This is a genomic window from Streptomyces sp. 5-10, from assembly GCF_014712245.1.
Taxonomy (GTDB): domain Bacteria; phylum Actinomycetota; class Actinomycetes; order Streptomycetales; family Streptomycetaceae; genus Streptomyces; species Streptomyces violaceusniger.
The window spans coordinates 35295-57703 of sequence record NZ_JACVYG010000015.1 but is presented as its reverse complement, the minus strand read 5'-3'; the positions used below and the strand labels follow the sequence as shown (position 1 = coordinate 57703).

At 70.6% G+C, this 22409-nt stretch carries 15 protein-coding genes; 11 read left to right on the top strand and 4 right to left on the bottom strand.

All coding sequences use genetic code 11. From position 1 onward, the window contains the following. Positions 1-277 precede the first annotated feature (277 nt). Both IEJ02_RS18955 and IEJ02_RS18950 read right to left on the bottom strand, forming a co-directional pair. Positions 278-2830: an MFS transporter gene (locus tag IEJ02_RS18955; RefSeq protein WP_191065959.1), complete on the bottom strand. Its 2553-nt coding sequence runs from the start codon at positions 2828-2830 to the stop codon at positions 278-280. Positions 2831-3151: 321 nt separating this feature from the next. Beyond that, complete coding sequence (locus IEJ02_RS18950; RefSeq protein WP_137980052.1) at positions 3152-3595, bottom strand: SRPBCC family protein; 444 nt, start codon at positions 3593-3595, stop codon at positions 3152-3154. Positions 3596-3754: 159 nt separating this feature from the next. Here IEJ02_RS18950 and IEJ02_RS18945 point away from each other — a divergent pair, with 159 nt between their 5' ends. Then, entirely contained in the window at positions 3755-4852 is a 1098-nt protein-coding gene (locus IEJ02_RS18945; protein WP_191065958.1) for an Rv2578c family radical SAM protein, read from the top strand. A 23-nt stretch (positions 4853-4875) separates the two neighbouring features. Here IEJ02_RS18945 and IEJ02_RS18940 read toward each other — a convergent pair whose 3' ends face one another. After that, positions 4876-5556 carry a HEAT repeat domain-containing protein gene (locus IEJ02_RS18940; RefSeq protein WP_137980050.1) on the bottom strand — a complete coding sequence of 227 codons (681 nt, stop codon included), beginning with the start codon at positions 5554-5556 and terminating at the stop codon, positions 4876-4878. A 394-nt stretch (positions 5557-5950) separates the two neighbouring features. Between IEJ02_RS18940 and IEJ02_RS18935 the strand changes: the two genes are divergently transcribed. Together IEJ02_RS18935 and IEJ02_RS18930 are read left to right on the top strand one after the other, a co-directional pair. Next, positions 5951-7789 carry a 3-hydroxyacyl-CoA dehydrogenase family protein gene (locus IEJ02_RS18935; RefSeq protein ID WP_191065957.1) on the top strand — a complete coding sequence of 613 codons (1839 nt, stop codon included), beginning with the start codon at positions 5951-5953 and terminating at the stop codon, positions 7787-7789. A gap of 115 nt (positions 7790-7904) precedes the next feature. Continuing rightward, a complete protein-coding gene (locus IEJ02_RS18930) occupies positions 7905-8729 on the top strand; it encodes a TetR family transcriptional regulator (protein WP_137980048.1) in 825 nt (274 codons plus the stop codon). 720 nt (positions 8730-9449) lie between these two features. On the opposite strand, the gene IEJ02_RS18925 is transcribed toward IEJ02_RS18930, so the two are convergent. Then, positions 9450-11300: a glycoside hydrolase family 97 protein gene (locus IEJ02_RS18925; protein ID WP_191065956.1), complete on the bottom strand. Its 1851-nt coding sequence runs from the start codon at positions 11298-11300 to the stop codon at positions 9450-9452. A 126-nt stretch (positions 11301-11426) separates the two neighbouring features. Between IEJ02_RS18925 and IEJ02_RS18920 the strand changes: the two genes are divergently transcribed. The 8 genes from IEJ02_RS18920 (at position 11427) to pssA (ending at position 22408) form a co-directional block, all read left to right on the top strand. Next, complete coding sequence (locus IEJ02_RS18920; protein ID WP_191065955.1) at positions 11427-14294, top strand: glycosyl hydrolase family 95 catalytic domain-containing protein; 2868 nt, start codon at positions 11427-11429, stop codon at positions 14292-14294. Between the two features lie 365 nt (positions 14295-14659). After that, a complete protein-coding gene (ccrA, locus tag IEJ02_RS18915; RefSeq protein ID WP_191065954.1) occupies positions 14660-16021 on the top strand; it encodes a crotonyl-CoA carboxylase/reductase in 1362 nt (453 codons plus the stop codon). Next, positions 16018-18036: a protein meaA gene (locus IEJ02_RS18910; RefSeq protein WP_191065953.1), complete on the top strand. Its 2019-nt coding sequence runs from the start codon at positions 16018-16020 to the stop codon at positions 18034-18036. Before ccrA ends, IEJ02_RS18910 begins: the two co-directional genes overlap by 4 nt. Further along, entirely contained in the window at positions 18033-19013 is a 981-nt protein-coding gene (locus IEJ02_RS18905) for an HpcH/HpaI aldolase/citrate lyase family protein (protein ID WP_191065952.1), read from the top strand. The genes IEJ02_RS18910 and IEJ02_RS18905 overlap by 4 nt, the downstream gene beginning before the upstream one ends. A 3-nt stretch (positions 19014-19016) precedes the next feature. Then, complete coding sequence (locus tag IEJ02_RS18900; protein WP_046089195.1) at positions 19017-19523, top strand: MaoC family dehydratase; 507 nt, start codon at positions 19017-19019, stop codon at positions 19521-19523. A gap of 1 nt (position 19524) precedes the next feature. Further along, positions 19525-20727 carry an acyl-CoA dehydrogenase family protein gene (locus tag IEJ02_RS18895; protein WP_137980044.1) on the top strand — a complete coding sequence of 401 codons (1203 nt, stop codon included), beginning with the start codon at positions 19525-19527 and terminating at the stop codon, positions 20725-20727. A gap of 180 nt (positions 20728-20907) precedes the next feature. Continuing rightward, on the top strand, positions 20908-21555 hold the full coding sequence (locus IEJ02_RS18890) for a phosphatidylserine decarboxylase (RefSeq protein ID WP_037958795.1): 648 nt from the start codon (positions 20908-20910) through the stop codon (positions 21553-21555). Further along, positions 21542-22408, top strand: coding sequence for a CDP-diacylglycerol--serine O-phosphatidyltransferase (pssA, locus tag IEJ02_RS18885; RefSeq protein ID WP_191065951.1), 867 nt, complete (start codon positions 21542-21544; stop codon positions 22406-22408). Before IEJ02_RS18890 ends, pssA begins: the two co-directional genes overlap by 14 nt. Position 22409: the final 1 nt, after the last annotated feature.

The following is a 22409-nucleotide window of genomic DNA, read 5'->3' as shown; positions in this document are numbered from 1 at the left end:
GTGAACACCCGCACCAACGGGCTGATCGCCATCGGCACACCGACGCAGCGAATGACCACGCATACCCCGGCCGTCGGGCCCGGGGCCGAGACGGAGCCCCCGGACCCCGGGAGCCGACGAGCCGACCGCCGCCGCGATCAGCTCATCGGCCAGGACGCCGACCGCGTCAGCCCGGCAGGCACGGGGTATGGGGCGGAGCCCCAGTTGCGGGAAGGGGCGGGGAGGGGACAGCCCGCCGCAGGCGGCACGAGCCGCCGGGCAATCCGCCGGGCACTCCCTAATCCTCGTAGCCCAGTTGGAGATCGCGCTCCGTACGGCCGCCGCCCGCTACCTGGAGGACCGTCGCCACCGGCGGGTAGCCGGCCGCGATGACCGTGTACTCGCCCGCCGACAGGTCGATGAAGCGGAAGGCGCCGTCGGGGCCCGTGGTCGCCGTGTCGACCACATTGCCCGCCGCGTCCAGCAGCGTGACCCGGGCGTCCTCCACCACCCGGCCGCCGGTGGCCCGGACGACCCCGCGCAGGACCGCGCCACCGGCCAGTTCGATGTCCTGCCGGGTCTCGCGGGCGGCCTGGACGGTGACGGGGAGGGCGGCGGGGCGGAACGCGGGGGCGCTGGCGGCGAGGGTGTACTCACCCGCCACCAACTCGTCCATCACATAGCCCCCTTCGCGTCCGCTGCGGGTGGCCGCGACGACCTCGCCGCGCACATCGGTCAGGGTGACCGTCGCCTCCCTTACGGGCGTGCCGTCCGCCGTAAGGACGGCACCGGCGAGCCGGCCCGCGCCGCCGAGCACCACGTCCAGTTCGACCGGCCGGTCCCCGACGGTGACGCTGACCGCCCGGGGCTGGTGGCCGCCGGCCGCCGCGATCAGGACGTACGACCCGGCGCCGGGCGTGCTCAGCGCGTACCGCCCGTCCTCCCCGGTGGCACCGCGCCCGATCTGGCGTCCGCCGACGTCGATGAGGGTCAGGGCGGCCCGTGGGACCGAGGTGCCGTCGTGGTGCTGGACCGTGCCGCAGACCGGGACGCCCGCGGTGGGCGGCGGCGCGGTGGGCGAGGCGGCCGCGGCGTGCCGGGGCCGGGTGCCCGTGCGCGCGGCCGGCACCACGGGGTCGTGCACATCTTGCGGGTCTTGCTGGACGGCATAGTCGGTGTGGGACACCAGAGGTTTCTCCTTCAGGAGGAAGGCGAGCAGGAAGCCCAGGACGAGCACCGGCACGAGATAGAGGAAGATCCGCGGCATGGCGTGGGCGTACGCCGCGATGTAGCCGTCACGCAGGGCGCCCGGCATGGCGTGCACCATCTGCGGGGTGACCGAGTCGGGGTCGGGCAGACCGGTTCCGTCGCCGCCGCTCCCGTACGCCGCCCCGGAGGGCAGGTCGACCTGGAGGCGGTCGGTGAGCCGGTTGGCGAAGAGCGTGCCGAAGACGGCCGCGCCGACGCTGCCGCCGATCTGCCGGAAGTAATTGTTGGCGCTGGTGGCCGAGCCGAGGTCGGCCGCGGGCACGGAGTTCTGCACGGCGAGGACGAGCACCGGCAGGACGAGCCCGATGCCGAGCCCGAGAACGCCCATCCACAGGCTGTAGTCCTGACGGGAGGTGTCCTCCTCCAGCCGGGAGAGCAGCCACATGCCCGCGATGGAGATCAGCCCGCCGACGACGGGGAAGACCTTGTAGCGGCCGGTGGTGCTGATGAGGTGGCCGGAGAGGATCGAGGCCAGCACCATGCCGCCCATCATGGGCACCATCAGCAGCCCCGACTCGGTGGCCGAGACGCCGTCGACCATCTGGAGGAAGGTCGGCAGATAGCTGGCGGCGCCGAAGAGGGCGACGCCGATGACGGCGCCGATCAGCCCGCTGACGCAGAAGACCGAGTCGCGGAACAGCCGCATGGGGATGATCGGTTCCGGAACGACGCACTCCACGACGACGAAGAGGATCGCCGAACCCGCCGCCCCCAGGGCGAGCCCGAGGATGACGCGGGAGCCCCACGCGTACTCCGTGCCGCCCCAACTCGTCAGCAGCACCGCGCAGGTGGAGAACAGGGACAGGAACAGCGCGCCCAGATAGTCGAAGCGGGCGCGCCGCGGCGGCTCCGGCACCTTGAGGACGGCGGCCACGACGGCGAGGGTGAGCAGCCCGAAGGGGACGTTGACGTAGAAGCACCAGCGCCAGGAGGCATGGTCGGTGAAGAATCCGCCGAGCAGCGGCCCGGCCACCGAGGCGAGACCGAACGCGGCGCCGATGAGCCCCATGTAGCGGCCACGTTCCCGCGGGGGAACAATATCGGCCATGATCGCTTGGACGCCGATCATCAGACCCCCGGCGCCCACGCCCTGCACCGCACGGAAGGTGATCAGCTCCTCCATCGTGCGTGACCAGCCCGCGAGCGCGGATCCGGCGATGAAGACGACGATCGCGAAGACGAAGACGCTCTTACGGCCGATGAGATCGCCCAGCTTGCCGTAGAGCGGCAGCACGACGGTGACCGCGAGGAGGTAGGAGGTGACGGTCCAGGACATCTTGCCCAGGCCGTGGAGTTCGCCGACCACCTCGGGGAGGGCGGTGGCGACGATGGTCTGGTCGAGGGCCGCGAGCAGCAGCGCGAGCATCAGCCCGAAGAAGACCATCCGCACCCGGGCCGGGCTGAGCGGGGCGGGCGCCGGTGCGGCGCCGTCCGCCGGGGGCGGCGCCGCACCCGCCCCGGCGCCGCCGGTTCCGTCCTCGGTGGCGTGGGCGGGAGGGCCCGCCGGTTCGTACCCGCCGTGCTCGCGGCTCTCTCGCCGCTTCGGCACGGTGGCCCCGGTGGTCCCGGTGGTGCCGCCCACGTCCTACTCCCCTCGTCACGTCTGCGCCGCCCATTTCTCGCATCACGCGCAACGGGGGGCAAACAGCAACGAATCGCCGACGAGGGGTCGCAGACGGTATTCGCGCCGGTGAGAGTGTGTACGGGGGCATGCGGGACCGCGGAGAAAACCACCCGAACCGGTGAGTGCGACGTTCGGCCCGGGAGACAGGGCCGAGGACGGGACCGGGACCGGGACCGGGGACGAGGACGGGGGCGCGGGATCAGGGCGCCATGAAAACCATGGGTGCCATGGGTGCCATGGGTGCCATGGAAACCAAGGACGCCATGGGCACCATGGGCGCTATTCGGCCGTCTCGGCGGCGAGCTTGGCCAGCAGCTCGTCGTAGATCCGGGCCAGCCCCTTGGGTGCGAAGGTCCGCTCGAAGAAGCCGCCGATGCCGGTCGCGCCGGTCCAGGTCGAGGTGACGACGACCCGGGACTTCCCCTCACCCGCCGGGGTGACGGTCCAGGTGGTGACCATCGAGGAGTTGCGGTCCTTCTCGATCAACTGGCCGTCGGACGGCTCGGAGACCTCCAGCAGGCAGTCGCGCACCCGCTTGCTGGTGGCCTGGAGCTTCCAGTGCACGACGGTGCCCTCGCCGTCGCCGCCCTCGCGCACCTCGTACTCGCTGAACTGCTGCGGGAGGAGCCGGGGGCGGGTGTCGCGGTAGTCGGCGAGCGCGTCGAACACATCCTCGGGCTTACCCGTGACGATCCGCTCCGTGGTGGCCTCGACCTGCCCCATCGCATTTCCTTCCGCCCTCGACGTGGCGCCTTGAGCCCATGACGCCCTGACAAGCGCAAGCCAACCACCTCAGGGGCACCGACCCAAATCCGGGGTTGACGAAAACCAATCAAACATGTGTTCTATTGTGGTATCGAGCGAGACCCGGAGGTGCCTGCGATGCGCTGGGACAACCTGACCCGAGACGACACGGCGGCCACCCCGGCCCTCTTCGCCGCGGACGCGGTGACCACCCGCACCTTCGACACCCCGGAGTTCCGCGGGATCACCTTCCACGAGATCCGGGCGCGCTCGATCGTCAACCGGGTGCCCGGGGCCTCCCGGATGCCGTTCGAGTGGACGGTGAATCCGTACCGCGGCTGCACCCACGCCTGCGTCTACTGCTTCGCGCGCAAGACGCACGGCTATCTCGACCTGGACACCGGGATCGGCTTCGACTCCCAGATCGTGGTGAAGACCAACGCGCCGGAGCTGCTCCGCCGCGAGCTGGCCTCCCGCCGCTGGACCGGCGAGCACATCGCCATGGGCACCAACGTGGACTGCTACCAGCGCGCCGAAGGCCGCTACCGGCTCATGCCCGGCATCCTTACGGCGCTCACGGAGCGCGCCAACCCCTTCTCCATCCTCACCAAGGGCACCCTGATCCTGCGCGATCTGGAGCTGCTGCGGCGGGCGTCGCGCGTCACCGACATCGGCGTCTCGGTCTCGGTCGGCTTCACCGACGGCGAGCTGTGGCGCACCGTCGAACCGGGCACGCCCTCGCCGGAGCGGCGCCTGGACGTCGTCAGGACGCTGTCCACCCACGGCATCCCGTGCGGGGTGCTGATGGCCCCGGTGATCCCCTTCCTCAGCGACTCCCCCGAGCAGCTGCGGGCCACCGTAAGGGCGATCGCGGAGGCCGGGGCCAGCTCCGTGACCCCACTGGTGCTCCATCTGCGCCCGGGCGCCCGTGAGTGGTTCACCGCCTGGCTCACCCGCCACCACCCCCGGCTGCTGCGGCGGTACGACGCGCTCTACGAGGGCGGGTCCTACGCCCCGAAGTGGTACCAGCGGCGGATCACCGGGATGGTGCACGACTTCGCCGCCGAGTACGGCATCGGCCCGTACGCGCCGGGCACCCACCGCAACGTGCCCGAGAAGCCGGACGCCCGCCCCGAAGACGCCCGCCCCGAAGACGCCCACTCCGAAGACGCCCGCCCCGAAGAGGAGCCGGGCGCCCGGGCCGACTCGCCGCCGGCCCAGCTGTCACTGCTCTGAGGACCCGCCGCCCCCGCTCCCTCTCACGGCACCCGCGCCTCACCCACCTTCTCCGCCGCGCCGCCCTTGCCCGCCGGCTCCGGAGCGCCCCCGCCCGTGACGGCGCCCTCGCCGGTGATGCGCGCCAGCGCGGCGGCCGCCGCCGCGCTGAGGCGTATGTGCTGGGCGGCGGCGGTCAGGGCCGGGATGGCGCGCTCGTCGCCGATCGCGCCCAGGCCCTCCACACAGGCGCGGGCGATCGCCCAGTGCCGGTCGCGGGCCGCCAACTGCCGCTCTAAGGCGGCCACCAGGGCCGGTACGGACTCGGGGGCCCGCAGCTCCACCAGCAGCCGGATGGGGTGCAGGGAGTACGCGGTGCGCAGCGGGTTCGTGGCCAGGGCGGCGGCGGCCCGCGCGGTGCGCGGATCGCCGAGCCGGGCCAGCACCCGGGCGGCGGTCGCACAGCGGGCCGGCTCGCGGTAGTTGAGCAGGAGGACGAGGGTTTCGAAGGCCCGGCGGTCCTTGGCGCTGCCGAGCACGAAGGCGGCCGTCTCCCGTGCCCACAGCGGCTGCTCCGGCGCGACCAGGATGCGGGCCAGCTGTTCGCGCGCGGCGGGGGTGCCCTGGCGCACGAGCGCGAGCAGCGAGGCATGGGCCGCCGTCTCCTGCGGGGTTGAGAGCGAGGCCCGTACCCGCTCCGTCAGCGTCCGGAATTCATCGTCCATACGAGGTCTCCCCTCCCCGGTGGGCCGCGTCCCGGCACGGCCGCACTATGTGCTCTGGCATCTTGGTTACCCGCGAGTTAATATGGCGACACGAGCAGCACCCCTGCTCCGGCGGCCTGGTGACGCAGCCGCCTTGTGTGACGTCGGTTCGGCAGTTCCAGAACAGCAGTTGAGGCATGGCCCCGGGACAGGGCCGGCCGCGTGTCTCCCACGGGCAGTTTCCTCCGTGCGGCGCTGTCCGTAAGGGAGCGTGCAAGCCCTTCCATCGGGGATTTGTGTCAGCCGCGTCAGCCCCCCGCGCGTGCGTGGCGTGAACGGCAGCAGTGGCATGACACGAGCTCCCCTCAGTCGTCACTTCATCCCCGCGTCCGGGGAACACCCTCTGGAGTCCGCGATGGACCGTCTCCCACACACCGGCGTCACACTTACGTCCCCCTCTGATCTCTCCCCCTCCCGGGCCCCGCTCACTACTGTCGCCGTCGTCGGGCTCGGCACGATGGGCACCGGCATCGCCGAGATCCTGGCCCGGGCGGGCCGCGAGGTGATCGGCATCGACATCAGCGAAGGCGCCTGCCGCCGGGCCGTCACCGCGCTCGAGGTCGCCACCGCCCGCGCCGTGCACCGCGAGCGGATCAGCGAGCGGGAGCGGGCCGGAACCCTCGACCGCTTCCGCGTCTCCACCGATCTGCGCGCCGCCGCCGGCGCGGAGCTGGTGATCGAGGTGGTGCCGGAGGACTACGACACCAAGCACGCGGTCTTCGCCGAGCTGGACACCGTGGTCAGCCCCGCCGCGATCCTCGCGACCGGCACCAACGCGCTGTCGGTGACCCGGCTGGCCGCCGAATCGGCCCATCCGGAGCGGGTCTTGGGCCTGCACTTCTTCAATCCGGCGCCCGCGATGAAGCTCGTCGAGATCGTCTCCAGCGTGCTGACCGCCCCCGCGGCGGTCGAGGCGGTCACCGCGCTCGCCCGCGACCTGGGCAAGGAGCCGGTGGCGCTCGGCGACCGGCCCGGGTTCGTCGCCGACGGGCTGCTGTTCGGCTATCTCAACCAGGCCGCCGCGATGTACGAGGCCAAGTACGCGGCGCGGGAGGACATCGACGCCGCGATGCAGCTCGGCTGCGGGCTGCCGATGGGCCCGCTGGCCCTGCTCGACCTGATCGGCGTCGACACCGCCCGCACCGTCCTGGAGGCCATGTACGCCGCCTCCGGCGACCGGCTGCACGCGCCCGCGCCCATCCTGGGGCAGCTCGCCCAGGCCGGGCTCACCGGCCGTAAGGCGGGCCGCGGCTTCTACACGTACGAGGCGCCGGGCAGCGGCACCGTCGTCCCGGACGCCGCGACGGCCGAGGTGGGGCACTCCACGGAAGGGGCGCGCCCCGTGCGCGCGGTCGGCGTCGCCGGCTCGGGCACGATGGCCTCCGGGATCGCCGAGGTCTTCGCCAAGGCGGGCCTGGAGGTGGTGCTGGCCGGCCGGACCCTGGAGAAGGCCACGGCGGCGAAGGCCCGCATAGGGAAATCCCTGAAAAGGTCGGTGTCCAAGGGGCGGATGACCGAGCAGGCCCGGGAGCGGGCGCTGGCGCGGATCACCCCGGCCGACGCGCTCGACGCGTTCGCCGACGTGGACCTGGCCGTGGAGGCGGTGGCCGAGGACCTGGTGGTCAAGCAGGAACTCTTCCGGGTGCTGGACAAGGTCTGCAAACCGGGCGCGGTGCTGGCCACGACCACCTCCTCGCTGCCGGTCGTCGCCTGCGCGCGGGCGACCTCGCGCCCGCAGGACGTGGTGGGCCTGCACTTCTTCAACCCGGCGCCCGCGATGAAGCTGGTCGAGGTGGTGCACACCGTGCTGACCGCGGACGATGTGCGCGCGACCGCGCACGCGGTGTGCGCGGCGGTGCGCAAACACCCGGTGGACTGCGGCGACCGGGCGGGGTTCATCGTGAACGCCCTGCTGTTCCCGTACCTCAACAACGCCGTGAAGATGGTCCAGGAGCACTACGCCACCCCGGACGCCATCGACGCCGCGATGAAGCTGGGCGGCGGCTATCCGATGGGCCCCTTCGAACTGCTCGACGTCGTGGGGCTCGATGTGTCGCTGGCCATCGAGCGGGTGCTGCACCGGGAGTTCCGCGAGCCGGGCCTGGCGCCGGCGCCGCTGCTGGAGCATCTGGTGGCCGCCGGCTGCCTCGGGCGCAAGACCGGGCGCGGCTTCCGCGAGTATGCCAAAGCCTGAGTACGCCTCGGGGTGGGGCGGACCGTCTGACTCCGGTTCCCGGTGGGGCGGGCTGCTGGAGCCGACCGTCGGTCTGCCCCCGCACCGGCACTCACAAGCGTGTTACGTTCCCCACATGTCCCAGCCCGTGAAGGCCATGCGTACGGAGCGTACGAAGCGAACCCCCTCATCCGGTGGCGGTGAGAGCGCGGGAAGCCGCCGCGCCGCGGCTCAGCGTCTGTCCATGCGCCGCAAACTCGCGGCCGCGGCAATGGAGTTGTTCGCGACGCAGGGGTACGAGGCGACGACCGTCGACGAGATCGCGGCCAGGGCGGGGGTGGCCCGGCGCACCTTCTTCCGGCACTTCCGCTCCAAGGAAGAGGCGATCTTCCCGGACCACGACGACACGCTGGTGCGGGCGGCGGCGGTGCTGGACGCGGCGCCTCCGCATGAGAACCCCCTGGACACCGTGTGCCGCGGGATCAAGGAGGTCATGCGGATGTACGCGGCCTCGCCGACCGTCTCCGTGGAGCGCTACCGGCTGACCCGTGAGGTACCGGCGCTGCGGGAGCGGGAGATCGCCTCGGTGGCCCGCTACGAGCGGCTGTTCACCCGCTATCTGCTGGGCCACTTCGACGAGGGCGCCCACCACGACGGCGACGACGATCCGCTGCTGGCCGAGGTCGCCGCGTCGGCCGTGGTCACGGCCCACAACCATGTGCTGCGGCGCTGGCTGCGGGCGGGCGGCCAGGGCGATGTGGAGTCCCAGCTGGACCACGCCTTCGCGATCGTCCGCGAAACGTTCGGGAGCGGCATCGGGGGGCGCCCCGCCGTGGCCGGCGGGCGCCCCGCGGCGGCGGTCTCGGCGTCGGAGGAGGACGAGGTGGTGGTGATGGTGGCGCGGACGGACGCACCGCTGACGGAGGTCATGCGGACGATCAAGGAAGCCTTGCAGCGGTAACGCTGCCGCTTGGGTTAGCCGGGGTTCGCCGGTTCTGGGCTCGCGCCCGGGCTTGGTGACCCTCGTCCTGGGCTGGGGTCGCCCGCCCATGCGGTGGGTTCGGCACCGCCGGACCGCGCCGTCTGGCAACCCGCCGTCGCGGCGGAGAGGAGGGGCAGATCCGCCCCCGCGGGTGGGTCCCGCGCGTCCTCGCGGTCGGCCCCTCCCCGCAGGTGGTTCCCGTGTGCCGTCGCGGCGGGGACGAGGGGCGGGGCCCGCCCCCCACAGGCAGGCCCCGCCCGGGCGGCCGCGCCGACGCCGCCCCGGCCCGGTGGGTCGGGCGGCGTCGGCGCGGGCGTCTCAGTCGGTCTTCGTCAGCTTCGCCGCGAAGCCGCCGTTCTTCGGGACGTCCACCTTCAGCCGTGAGGTCGCCGTGACGTCCTNACACCCGCCCCTCCCACAGACCGACCCCCAGCCCCGGCGACCCGCCGAGCAGGCGGCTCGGCACCGCCGGACCGCGCCGTCTGGCAACCCGCCGTCGCGGCGGAGAGGAGGGGCAGATCCGCCCCCGCGGGTGGGTCCCGCGCGTCCTCGCGGTCGGCCCCTCCCCGCAGGTGGTTCCCGTGTGCCGTCGCGGCGGGGACGAGGGGCGGGGCCCGCCCCCCACAGGCAGGCCCCGCCCGGGCGGCCGCGCCGACGCCGCCCCGGCCCGGTGGGTCGGGCGGCGTCGGCGCGGGCGTCTCAGTCGGTCTTCGTCAGCTTCGCCGCGAAGCCGCCGTTCTTCGGGACGTCCACCTTCAGCCGTGAGGTCGCCGTGACGTCCTGGGTCTCGGTGACGACCTTGCCGTCCGGGCCGTCCTTCCACACCTCGATCCGCCAGCCGCCCTTGCCGAGGAAGCTCAGCGGCTCCTCCAGCGTGCGGGCCGCGCCCGAGGTGATCGCGCCCAGGTACCAGGTGTCGCCGGAGCGGCGGGCCAGGACGGCGCGGTCGCCGGGGTCACCGTCGACCAGCTTCGTCTCGTCCCACACCGTGGGCACCTGGTTCAGGAACGTCAGCTCGGCCGGCCTGCTCTCGTAGGACTCCACGCTGTCGGCGAAGTGCTGCACCCCGGACTCGTAGACGACCGACAACGCGAGCTCGGCCGCGTCACTCGTGGGCCGTACGCCGGTGAAGGTCACGGGCGTGAAGTCCATGGGCCCGATGAGGTTCCGGGTGAAGGGCAGGGTCGTGTAGTGCGCCGCCGGGAAGGGCTCGCGGCCGGGCTTGGGACGGGTGCCCTCGGCGCCCTTGACCGCCTCGACGCTCATCATCTGCGGCCAGGTCCGCTCCTGGCCGCGCGGAATCGTCGCACCGTGGAAGTTCAGCATGAGCTGGTGCTTCGCGCTGTCCTTGAAGACCCCGTCGTACCAGCGCATCCGGTCCTGGCCGTCCGACTCCAGGAAGTCGATCTTCAGCCCGACGACGCCCCAGGACTTCCAGAGCGGGAACAGCCGGTCCCGCTCGCTCTGCTGGTCGATGGTCTGCCAGCGCACCCAGGCCCAGATGCCGACGCCCTTCTCCTTGGCGTACGCGGTCAGCTCGGGCATCCAGTCGTTGCTCCAGCCGGAGTCAACCAGGACGTACTCCCAGCCCTCGCGGGCCGCGAAGTCCACGAACTTCTTCTGCGCCGCGAGGCTGGTCGGGCTGTTGCCGTCCGACCACCAGGACCAGGCCGCCTTGCCGGGCTTGATCCACGAGGTGTCGGCGACCTTGGAGGGGGCGGCCAGATCGGTCGGTAGATCGCTCTCGGTGACGGTGGCGAGGTCCCCGATGACCATGGTCCGCCAGGGGGTGGTCAGCCCGGGGCTACTGACCTCGGCGGGGTCGGGAAGGGTCAGCTTGAAGCGGTCGGTGGCGGAGTCGAGGGTGAGCCGGGAGCCGCCGTAGGAGCTGTTGAGGTCCGCTTCCTCGATCAGCATCCAGCTGGAGCCGATGTGGAAGAGCGACGGATAGCCGTAGTCGCCCGCCTTGGCGTCGGCGACGCTCCCGCGGTCATGGACGGACTCGTAGTCCGAGCGGCCGTTGTCGTACGGCAGCAGATAGGAGTCGGCCGTCGGCGGGACGGCGAACTCCGAGGTCTCGCCGAGGACGGTGACCGTCTCCTTGCCCGGCAGGACGTAGCGGTAGGCCAGCCCGTCGGCGGAGACCCGGACCACCACCTTCAGCGTCCGGCCCTCCTTGCGGAAGGTGAAGGTCGACTCGGAGGCGTCGGACGTGTGCCGGGTGCGACGGCCGGTGGTGGTCGTGTAGGTCTCGTGGATCTTCCGGTCGCTGCGCCCCTCGAAGCGCAAGCCCTTGCTGAAATCGGTGTCGGCGGTGCGGATGCCCAACCCCGACGGCCGGAGGACGGTGGTGTCGCCATGGCGCGCGGACAGCGTCAGAGCCCCCTCCCCGTTCAGCCTGAGCTCGCCGCTGACCTGCCCCTTGCCGGTCAGCCGCCAGTCCCGTGCGGCGTCTTCCGATGCCGCCGCCGCCCGGAGCGGCACCAGCACGGCCGCCGCGCAGGCGAGGGCGGCCACGGCTCCGGCCACCTTGGATCGTGCCGTCTGCATCGTTCCTCCTTGCTTGATACATCAGATCAATCGCGTCCCTTGACGCATCATCAGGCCCTTTCTACGCTCCCGTCTAGCCAAATCATCGGAGCAATCTGGTCGCTTCGGGGACGGGAGAAGATCGGGATGCCAGTCAGCAGACGCGGGTTCCTGGGCCGGGTGGCGGCGGGCGCGGCCGCGAGCACGGCCGTCGGCGCGGCCCTCCCCGAGCAGGAGGCGGCGGCCCGGCCACAGCAATCGGTGACGCTGCGGGGCATGCGCACCGACCAGGAGTGGGAGCGGTTCCTCAGCGGCCAGGATCTGCTCTGGAAGCGCTTGCCGAGAACGTGGTACGAGGGGCCGTTCCTCGGCAATGGCCTGCTCGGCTCGATGATCTACCAGGAGCCCGGCGAGAACGCGCTGCGCTTCACGGTCCACCACAGCGAGGTCCAGGACCACCGGCCCACCGAAGGCGGCAGCGACTGGGGCGTGGCACGGCTCCCGGTCGGCAATCTGCTGCTGCGCCCGGTCGGCGCCATCAGCGGCGTCGATCTGCGGCTGGATCTGTGGAACGCCGAGCTGCGCGGCACGGTCACCACGGACAAGGGGAAGCTGAAGCTCCGGGCGCTGGTGCACAACGACCGCACCATGCTGCTGGCCACCGTCGAGGCGAGCGCCGGCGAGGAGGGGTTCCGCTGGGAGTTCAAGCCCTCACCGGCGGTCAGCCCGCGCATCGTCCGCGAGGATCCGCCGAAGGGCTTCGAGCCCAACCCGGCCCCGGTCAGCCGCACCCAGGACGGGCTGGGCATCACCGTCCAGTCGCTGGTGGCGGGCGGGCAGACGGTGACCGCGTACAAGCAGCGCGGCAGCGGCCGGGAGCGCACGTACTACCTGGCCGTGGCGCACTCCTTCCCGGGTACGGACGCGGAGGGCCGGGCGCGGACCACCGTGCGCAAGGCGTCCGCGCTGCCGGTCTCCAGCCTGCGGCGCACCCACTACGAGTGGTGGCACCGCTTCTACCGCAAGAGCTTCATCTCGGTGCCCGACGGGATGCTCCAGAGCTTCTACTGGATCCAGCTCTACAAGCTGGCCTGCGCCGCCCGTGAGCACGCCCCCGTCATGGCCACCACCGGCCCGTGGGTGGAGCCGACCCCGTGGCCCGGAGTGTGGTGGAACCTCAACGTCCAGTTGGAGTACTGGCCGGTGCACGGCTCCAACCACCTGGAACTGGACGCGATTCCGCGCACCCTCGCCGAGAACACCGATGTGCTCATCAGTGGCCTCAAGCCCGAGTACCGCGCCGACTCGGCCGGGCTGCGCCGCTCCACGGACGCGCAGTGCGAGGACAACGGCACGGTGCCGGTGCCGGGCGTCGGGGACTCCCCCGAGGTCGGCAATCTGCCCTGGGCGCTGCACAACGTCTGGCTGACCTACCGCCACACCATGGACCGTGGGCTGCTGGAGGACGTGCTCTATCCGCTGCTGCGCCGCTCCACCAACTACTACCTGCACTTCCTCACCCAGCAGCCGGACGGCAGACTGCACCTGCCGAAGACCTTCTCCCCCGAGTACGGCGCGGCCCCGGACTGCAACTACGACCTGGCGCTGCTGCGCTGGTCCTGCCAGACCCTGCTGACCACGGTCGAGTTGCTGGACAAGGACGATCCGCTAGTGCCCAAGTGGCGCGAGGTGCTGGAGAAGCTGGTCGACTATCCGGTGGACGAGAACGGCTTCATGATCGGCGCCGGGGTCCCCTTCGCCAAGTCCCACCGCCACTACTCCCACATGCTCTCGGTCTACCCGCTCTACCTGGTCAACTGGGACCAGAAGGAGCACCGGGACCTGATCGCCCGCTCGCTGGAGCACTGGATCAGCTTCGAGGGCGCGCTGCGCGGCTACAGCTTCTCGGGCGCGGCCTCGATCTCGACGCAGATGGGGCGCGGCGATGACGCGCTGAAGTATCTGCGGGAGCTGGTGGCGCGGTTCATCCAGCCCAACACCCACTACTACGAGGCGGGTCCGGTGATCGAGACCCCGCTGTCGGGCGCACAGGCGATCCACGACATGCTCTGCCAGAGCTGGGGCGGGACCATCCGCTTCTTCCCCGGGGTGCCGGGCGAGTGGAAGGACGTCACGCTGCACGACTTCCGTACCCAGGGCGCGTTCCTGGTCAGCGGGGTGCGTACGGGCGGGACGACGCGCTGGGTGCGGGTGCGCAGCCTGGCCGGGGAGCCCTGCCGCGTGCGCCACTCGATCGGCGGCCGGGTCACGGTCGCCGGGGTCGGCGGCCCGGCACCGAAGTGGCGTGACCTGGGGAACGGCGAGATCGAGCTGGAGCTGGGCCGGGAGGACGAGGCGGTGATCTACCCGGCCGGCACCGAGCCGGACTTCCGGATCGCCCCGGTGAAGGTCACCACCCCGGCCGAGCCCTGGGGCCTGCCGGAGCTGCCGCAGGCCGGCGCGGTCACCCAGGTCGATCTGACCGGGCACTTCGACAACGACGCCATCACCACCGAGATGTACTACGGGGACGGCGACTTCGACGGCACGGGCCGCACCTATCCGATGGCGCAGCTGCCGCAGACCGGGCAGACCGAGGACGACGGGATCACCTTCGCGTTCACCAACGGCAGCGAGGGCTCCAACAACAACGTCATCGCCGCGGGTCAGAAGGTCGCGGTCACGGCGGGCGGCTACACCAAGCTGCATGTGCTGGGCGCGGGCGACACCGGCAACGTGTCCGTCCCCGCCGAGGCCACGTACGCCGACGGCTCCACGGGCAAGCTGACCATCCGGCTGACGGCCTGGATGTCGGGTCCGGCGTACGGGGAGACGGAGGCGGTGCGGACGAGTCAGATCCACACCCGCACCGGCCCGTTGGGCACCAAGGCCGCGATCTTCCACCAGGTGGTGGAGCTGGACCCGGGCAAGGAGCTGTCGGCGATCACCCTGGGCGCCCCCTCGGGCACCGCACGGGCGCACATCTTCGCGCTCTCGCTGGAAAAGGGCGACTGACAGGCACCGGCACCACCGATACACACCGCGACGGCCGCCCCGCTTGGGGCGGCCGTTGTTGCTCATGTGTGCACCGGAGATGACAACTGAGGGAAATTGTTGGCACCCAGTGTCTTGCGAGGTGGCACAGCGTGCCATACGGTGAGGGTGTCCGGGCGGCCGGCGCACTGCCAACCTCCGTGCGTCGGCTGTCCCCGCAAGCCGCTTTGCGCGCCCGGACGACGCCTGCGTCACCAGGCACCCGGCGCCACCCGCGCCGCATCGAGCACCACCTCCGCCGAACCGACGGCACCGCATCAGCATCACCCGTCACGAGCCCAGCGTTCCCTCAGGCGTCCCCCATGGACGCTTCGCCGGAGGCACCGATGAACGAGATACTTGACGCGATCCTGGCGTCGGACACAGCACCCGAGGAGTTCGCGGCACTGCGCGTCCCCGAGTCGTACCGCGCGGTGACCGTGCGCAAGGACGAGGCCGAGATGTTCGCCGGCCTCACCACCCGGGAGAAGGACCCCCGCAAGTCGTTGCACGTGGACGAGGTGCCGGTGCCCGAGCTGGGCCCCGGAGAGGCGCTCGTCGCCGTGATGGCCAGCTCGGTCAACTACAACTCCGTGTGGACCTCGATCTTCGAGCCGCTGCCGACCTTCGGCTTCCTGGAGCGGTACGGCAAGCTCTCCCCCCTGGCCAAGCGGCACGACCTGCCGTACCACATCATCGGCTCCGACCTCGCGGGCGTCGTGCTGCGCACCGGCCCCGGTGTGAACTCCTGGAAGCCGGGCGCCGAGGTCGTCGCGCACTGTCTGTCGGTCGAGCTGGAGAGCGCCGACGGCCACAACGACACCATGCTCGACCCCGAGCAGCGCATCTGGGGCTTCGAGACCAACTTCGGCGGGCTCGCCGAGATCGCACTGGTCAAGTCCAACCAGCTGATGCCCAAGCCCAACCATCTGAGCTGGGAGGAGGCGGCCGCCCCGGGCCTGGTCAACTCCACCGCCTACCGGCAGCTGGTCTCCCGCAACGGCGCCGGGATGAAGCAGGGCGACAACGTCCTGATCTGGGGCGCGAGCGGCGGGCTCGGCTCGTACGCCACCCAGTTCGCGCTGGCCGGCGGGGCCAACCCGGTCTGTGTGGTCTCCTCGCCGCAGAAGGCCGAGATCTGCCGCCGGATGGGCGCCGAGGCGATCATCGACCGCACCGCCGAGGACTACGCGTTCTGGAAGGACGACGGCACCCAGGACCCGCGCGAGTGGAAGCGGTTCGGCAAGAAGATCCGCGAGCTGACCGGCGGCGAGGACGTGGACATCGTCTTCGAGCACCCGGGCCGGGAGACCTTCGGCGCGTCCGTCTATGTCACCCGTAAGGGCGGCACGATCGTCACCTGCGCCTCGACCTCCGGCTACACCCACGAGTACGACAACCGCTACCTGTGGATGTCGCTGAAGCGGATCATCGGCTCGCACTTCGCCAACTACCGCGAGGCGTGGGAGGCCAACCGCCTGATCGCCAAGGGCAGGATCCACCCGACGCTGTCCAAGACGTACCGGCTGGAGGACACCGGCCAGGCCACGTACGACGTCCACCACAACCTCCACCAGGGCAAGGTCGGCGTGCTGTGCCTGGCCCCCGAGGAGGGCATGGGCGTGCGCGACCAGGCGATGCGCGAGCAGCACATCGACGCCATCAACCTGTTCCGTGACGACCACAAGAACGGCCGGGATGTCCGATGAGTGACACACCCCGCCCCAAGGACCGGCCCTGGCTGATGCGCACCTACGCCGGGCACTCCACCGCCGAGGCGTCCAACGAGCTGTACCGGCGCAACCTGGCCAAGGGCCAGACCGGGCTCTCGGTCGCCTTCGACCTGCCCACCCAGACCGGCTACGACCCGGACCACATCCTCGCCCGCGGCGAGGTGGGCCGGGTCGGGGTCCCGGTCTCGCACCTGGGCGACATGCGACGGCTGTTCCAGGACATCCCCCTGGAGCGGATGAACACCTCCATGACGATCAACGCGACGGCGATGTGGCTGCTGGCGCTGTACCAGGTCGTCGCGGAGGAGCACGGCGCCGATATCGGCAAGCTCCAGGGGACGACGCAGAACGACATCGTCAAGGAGTACCTGTCGCGGGGGACGCATGTCTTCCCGCCGGGCCCGAGCCTGCGGCTGACCACCGACATGATCGCGTACACGGTCCACCACATCCCCAAGTGGAACCCGATCAACATCTGCAGCTACCACCTCCAGGAGGCCGGGGCCACTCCGGTGCAGGAGATCGCCTTCGCGATGTCCACGGCGGTCGCCGTACTGGACGCGGTGTTCGCCTCCGGCCAGGTTCCCGAGGACCGTAAGGGCGACGTGGTGGCCCGGATCTCCTTCTTCGTGAACGCGGGCGTCCGCTTCATCGAGGAGATGTGCAAGATGCGCGCCTTCGGCCGCATCTGGGACCGGATCACCCGCGAGCGGTACGGCATCGAGAACCCCAAGCACCGCCGGTTCCGCTACGGCGTCCAGGTGAACTCGCTCGGCCTGACCGAGGCCCAGCCGGAGAACAACGTCCAGCGCATCGTCCTGGAGATGCTGGCCGTCACCCTCTCCAAGGACGCCCGCGCCCGCGCCGTCCAGCTCCCGGCCTGGAACGAGGCGCTGGGCCTGCCCCGCCCCTGGGACCAGCAGTGGTCGCTGCGCATCCAGCAGGTCCTCGCCCATGAGAGCGATCTGCTGGAGTACGACGACATCTTCGAGGGCTCGCATGTGATCGAGTCCAAGGTCGCCGCGCTGGTGGAGAAGGCCGAGGCCGAGATCGAGCGGATCCAGGAGATGGGCGGGGCGATGGCCGCCGTCGAGTCCGGCTATCTCAAGGCGCGGCTGGTGGCCTCCCACTCCGAGCGCCGGGCGCGGATCGAGGCGGGCGAGGAGAAGATCGTCGGCGTCAACTGCTACGAGTCCACCGAGCCCAATCCGCTCACCGCCGACCTCGACACCGCGATCATGACGGTGGACCCGGAGAACGAGGCGCGGGTGGTCTCGGCCCTGCACGCCTGGCGCGAGCAGCGCGACGAGGGACCCGCCCAGGAGGCCCTCGGTGCCCTCCGTAAGGCCGCCGTGGGGACCGACAACCTGATGGAGGCGACCCTGCGCTGTGCCCGCGCGGGCGTGACCACCGGGGAGTGGGCCTGGGCGCTGCGCGATGTCTTCGGCGAGTACCGCGCCCCCACCGGGGTCGGCGGCGCGCCCCTGTCCGTCCCCGCGGAGGCGGGCTCCCTGCTGGCCTCGGTCCGCGAGAAGGTCGGGAAGACCGCCGCCGAGCTCGGCGGCGGCAGGCTGCGGCTGCTGGTCGGCAAGCCCGGTCTGGACGGGCACAGCAACGGCGCCGAGCAGATCGCCGTACGGGCCAGGGACGCCGGTTTCGAGGTGGTCTACCAGGGGATCCGGCTCACCCCGGAGCAGATCGTCTCGGCGGCCGTGGCCGAGGACGTGCACTGCGTCGGGCTGTCCATCCTGTCCGGGTCGCACGCCGAGCTGGTGCCCGACGTCCTGGAGCGGCTGCGCACCGCGGGTGCCCAGGACATCCCCGTCATCGTCGGCGGGATCATCCCGTCCTCGGACGCGGCCGCCCTGCGCGCGGCGGGTGTCGCCGCCGTTTTCACCCCCAAGGACTTCGGTATCACGGAGATCATCGGCCGTATCGTCGATGAGATCCGCGCCGCGAACACGCTTCCCCCTCTGGAGGTTCTCGTATGACCGCCCCCGACCGCGCCGATGCCGCCAGTCGCCTCCGGCCGCGCCGCTCGTGCCTCGCCGTCCCCGGCTCCAATCCGCGCTTCCTGGAGAAGGCCCAGGGGCTCCCGGCCGACCAGGTCTTCCTGGACCTGGAGGACGCCTGCGCGCCGCTGGCCAAGGAGGACGCCCGGCACACCATCGTCAAGGCGCTGAACGAGGGCGACTGGACCGGTAAGACCCGGGTGGTGCGGGTCAACGACTGGACCACCCACTGGACGTACCGGGACGTCATCACGGTGGTCGAGGGCGCGGGCCCGAACCTGGACTGCATCATGCTGCCCAAGGTGCAGGACGCTGAAGCGATCGTCGCGCTGGACCTGCTGCTCACCCAGATCGAGAAGACGATGGGCTTCGAGATCGGGCGGATCGGCATCGAGGCGCAGATCGAGAACGCCAAGGGCCTGGTCAACGTGGACGAGATCGCCGGCGCCTCGCCGCGTCTGGAGACCATCGTCTTCGGCCCGGCCGACTTCATGGCGTCCATCAACATGAAGTCGCTGGTCGTGGGCGAGCAGCCGCCCGGCTATCCGGCGGACGCGTATCACTACATCCTGATGCGGATCCTGATGGCGGCGCGTATGCACGACCTCCAGGCGATCGACGGCCCGTACCTCCAGATCCGGAACGTGGACGGCTTCCGCGAGGTGGCCGGGCGCGCGGCCGCCCTCGGCTACGACGGGAAGTGGGTGCTGCACCCCGGCCAGGTGGAGGCGGCCAATGAGGTCTTCTCGCCGTCGCAGGAGGACTACGACCACGCCGAGCTGATCCTGGACGCCTATGACTACTGCACCTCGGCGGAGGGCGGTATGAAGGGCTCCGCGATGCTCGGGGACGAGATGATCGACGAGGCCAGCCGCAAGATGGCCCTGGTCGTCGCGGGCAAGGGCCGCGCCGCCGGGATGAGCCGTACCTCCACCTTCCAGCCCCCGGAGGCGTGAGCCATGCAGTTCGGCCGTACCTATGAGGAGTTCACGGTGGGCGACGTCTACCGGCACTGGCCGGGGAAGACGGTCACCGAGTACGACGACCACCTCTTCTGTCTGCTCACCATGAACCACCACCCGCTGCACATGGACAGCAACTACGCCGAGAAGACGACCGATTTCGGCAAGAACGTGGTGGTCGGTAACTACATCTACTCCCTGCTGCTGGGCATGTCCGTGCCCGATGTCTCCGGAAAGGCCATCGCCAATCTGGAGGTCGAGTCACTGCGGCATGTGGCGCCCACCTTCCACGGCGACACGATCTACGGCGAGACCACGGTCCTGGACAAGACGCCGTCGAAGTCCAAAACCGACCGGGGCATCGTGCACGTGGAGACCAAGGGCTACAAGCAGGACGGCACTCTGGTCTGTGTCTTCCGGCGCAAGGTGATGGTGCCGACCGCCACTTACATCAAGGAGCGGGGCGGAGAGCAGCCGGGCCGCCCGGAGCTGGGAGGGCAGTGAAATGAGCCGCCTCGCGCAGACGGAGGGCCTGACCGACATCCAGCGGGAGATCCTCGCCACGGTCAGGGATTTTGTCGACAAGGAGATCCTGCCGGTCGCGACCGAACTGGAACATCGCGACGAATATCCGACCGCGATCGTCGAGGGACTGAAGGAGCTCGGCGTCTTCGGGCTGATGATCCCGGAGGAATACGGCGGCCTGGGTGAGTCACTGCTCACCTACGCACTGTGCGTGGAGGAGATCGCCCGCGGCTGGATGAGCGTGTCGGGCATCATCAACACCCACTTCATCGTGGCGTACATGCTCAAGCAGCACGGCACCGAGGAGCAGAAGGAGTATTTCCTTCCCAAGATGGCGCTGGGCGAGATCCGGGGCGCCTTCTCGATGTCGGAGCCGGGCCTGGGCTCGGATGTGTCGGCCATCACCAGCAAGGCGGTGCGGGACGGCGACGACTACGTCCTGAACGGCCAGAAGATGTGGCTGACCAACGGCGGCACCTCCACCCTGGTGGCGGTCCTGTGCCGGACCGGCGAGGCCCAGGAGGGGGTCGCGCCGCACAAGGCGATGACCACCTTCCTGGTCGAGAAGGAGCCCGGCTTCGGGGAGGTCCGGCCCGGTCTGACCATCCCCGGCAAGATCGAGAAGATGGGCTACAAGGGGGTCGACACCACCGAGCTCATCATGGACGGACTGCGCATTCCGGCCGATCGGGTGCTCGGCGGGGCGCCGAACCGAGGTTTTTACCAAATGATGGACGGCGTCGAGGTCGGCCGGGTGAATGTCGCCGCCCGCGGCTGCGGAGTGGCGCGGCGCGCTTTCGAGCTGGGCGTCGCATACGCACAGCAGCGGCATACCTTCGGTAAGCCGATCGCCCAGCACCAGGCCATCCAGTTCAAACTGGCTGAAATGGGAACAAAGGTCGAGGCGGCGCATGCGATGATGGTCAATGCGGCCCGGAAGAAGGATTCGGGCGCGCGCAACGACCTCGAGGCGGGAATGGCGAAGTACCTGGCGTCCGAGTACTGCAAAGAGGTCGTGGAGGACGCCTTCCGCATCCACGGCGGGTACGGCTTCTCCAAGGAATACGAGATCGAGCGGCTCTACCGAGAGGCGCCGATGCTTCTCATCGGCGAAGGAACCGCCGAGATTCAGAAAATGATTATTGGACGGAGGCTTCTCGAGGAATACCGAACCCAAGACTGAACGTCCCTTTTGGGGTGGTATCCGAGAGAAGAAGGTCACACCGCGCCGAGGGTCTTCGGTCACTGACCAGCCACCGACGGGCCCTGGCGCTTGCCCAGTTACCGCTCGCAACCGATACCATCCCGTAAAGCCGCCGTCCCCAGTCTTGCGTCGCGGCATCCTCCGCTACGAAGGTCATCCATGCCCCACAGCCAATCCTCTGCACAACGCGGCCGCGTCCGCCTCGCGCGCGGAGCGTCGCCGTGGCTCCTCCCGACCGTCGCCACCGCGGCGGTCAGTCTCGCTCGGTCCCGCCGCTCCGGACGCTGGGCGGCGGTCGCCGTGCCCGCCACCGCGCTCGCGGCGGGCATGCTGTGGTTCTTCCGCGACCCCGAGAGAGAGATCACGCAGGGCCGCGTGATCTCCCCGGCCGACGGTGTGGTGCAGAGCATCATGCCGTGGAAGGACGGGCGCACCCGCGTCGCCATCTTCATGAGCCCGCTCAACGTCCACGTCAACCGCGCCCCGCTGGCCGGCACGGTGACCTCCGTGGAGCACATCCCCGGCGGCTTCGTTCCCGCGTTCAACAAGGAGAGCGAGAACAACGAGCGGGTCGTCTGGCACTTCGACACCGAGCTCGGCGACATCGAGATGGTCCAGATCGCCGGCGCCGTCGCCCGGCGTATCGTGCCGTATGTGCCACAGGGCACGAAGGTCGAACAGGGTGAGCGGATCGGTCTCATCCGCTTCGGCTCGCGGGTCGACGTCTACCTTCCCGAGGGTGTCGATGTCGCGGTCGAGGTCGGCCAGGCCACCACCGCGGGGGTGACTCGCCTTGACCGTGATTGATCCCGATACGCAGGCCGCCTGGGTACCCGAGGCCGAGGTGGACGCCGCCGATGTCGACGAGGCGGACGACATGCCGCTGTCGACGCGCCTGTCGATAGCCGACACGCTGACCCTGGGCAACGCCACGTGTGGCTTCCTGGCGGTCTACTTCACCACCACCGGCGTCCTCATCCCGCACCTCACGGGCAGCGAGGACGGCGGGATGACCCGGCACAGCGCCGCCTCCGCGGTGATGCTGATGCTGCTCGCCTCCGTCTTCGACCTCTTCGACGGGCTCGTCGCGCGGAAGCTGCGCAGCTCGGCGATGGGCGCGGAGCTGGACAACCTCTCCGACCTGATCAGCTTCGGGCTGGCCCCCGCGTACTTCGTCCTCGTCTGGGGGATGGTGTCCGACGACGCGTATCAGCGGGTCTCGGTGGTGGGCGCGATCGTGGTGCTGCTGGCGGTGGTGCTGCGGCTTGCCAGATTCTCCTGTGTCACGCTGCGGGACGGCGTCTTCCAGGGCATGCCGAGTCCCTTCGGCGCCCTGACGGTGGTCTCGGTGGTCCTGCTGGGGCTGCCGTTCGTGCCGACGCTGCTCGCGATCGTGGGCGTCGCGTGGCTGATGGTGAGCCGGGTGGAGTACCCCAAGCCGCGCGGCCGGCTCGCGGTGGCCATGCTCGGCTGGATCGTCACCAGCATGGCCCTGCTGGCCGCCTGGGCCTTCGAGGCCCCCGGCGGTGAGCTCCTGCTCCAGTCGGCCTGCGCCCTTCAGGTCGTCATGGGCGCGGTGATCCCGCTCTTCGCCACGGCCCGCCGGGTGAACGCGTTCCGCGACAACCGCCGCGAGGCGAGGGCAGCGCAGCTGCCGTAGC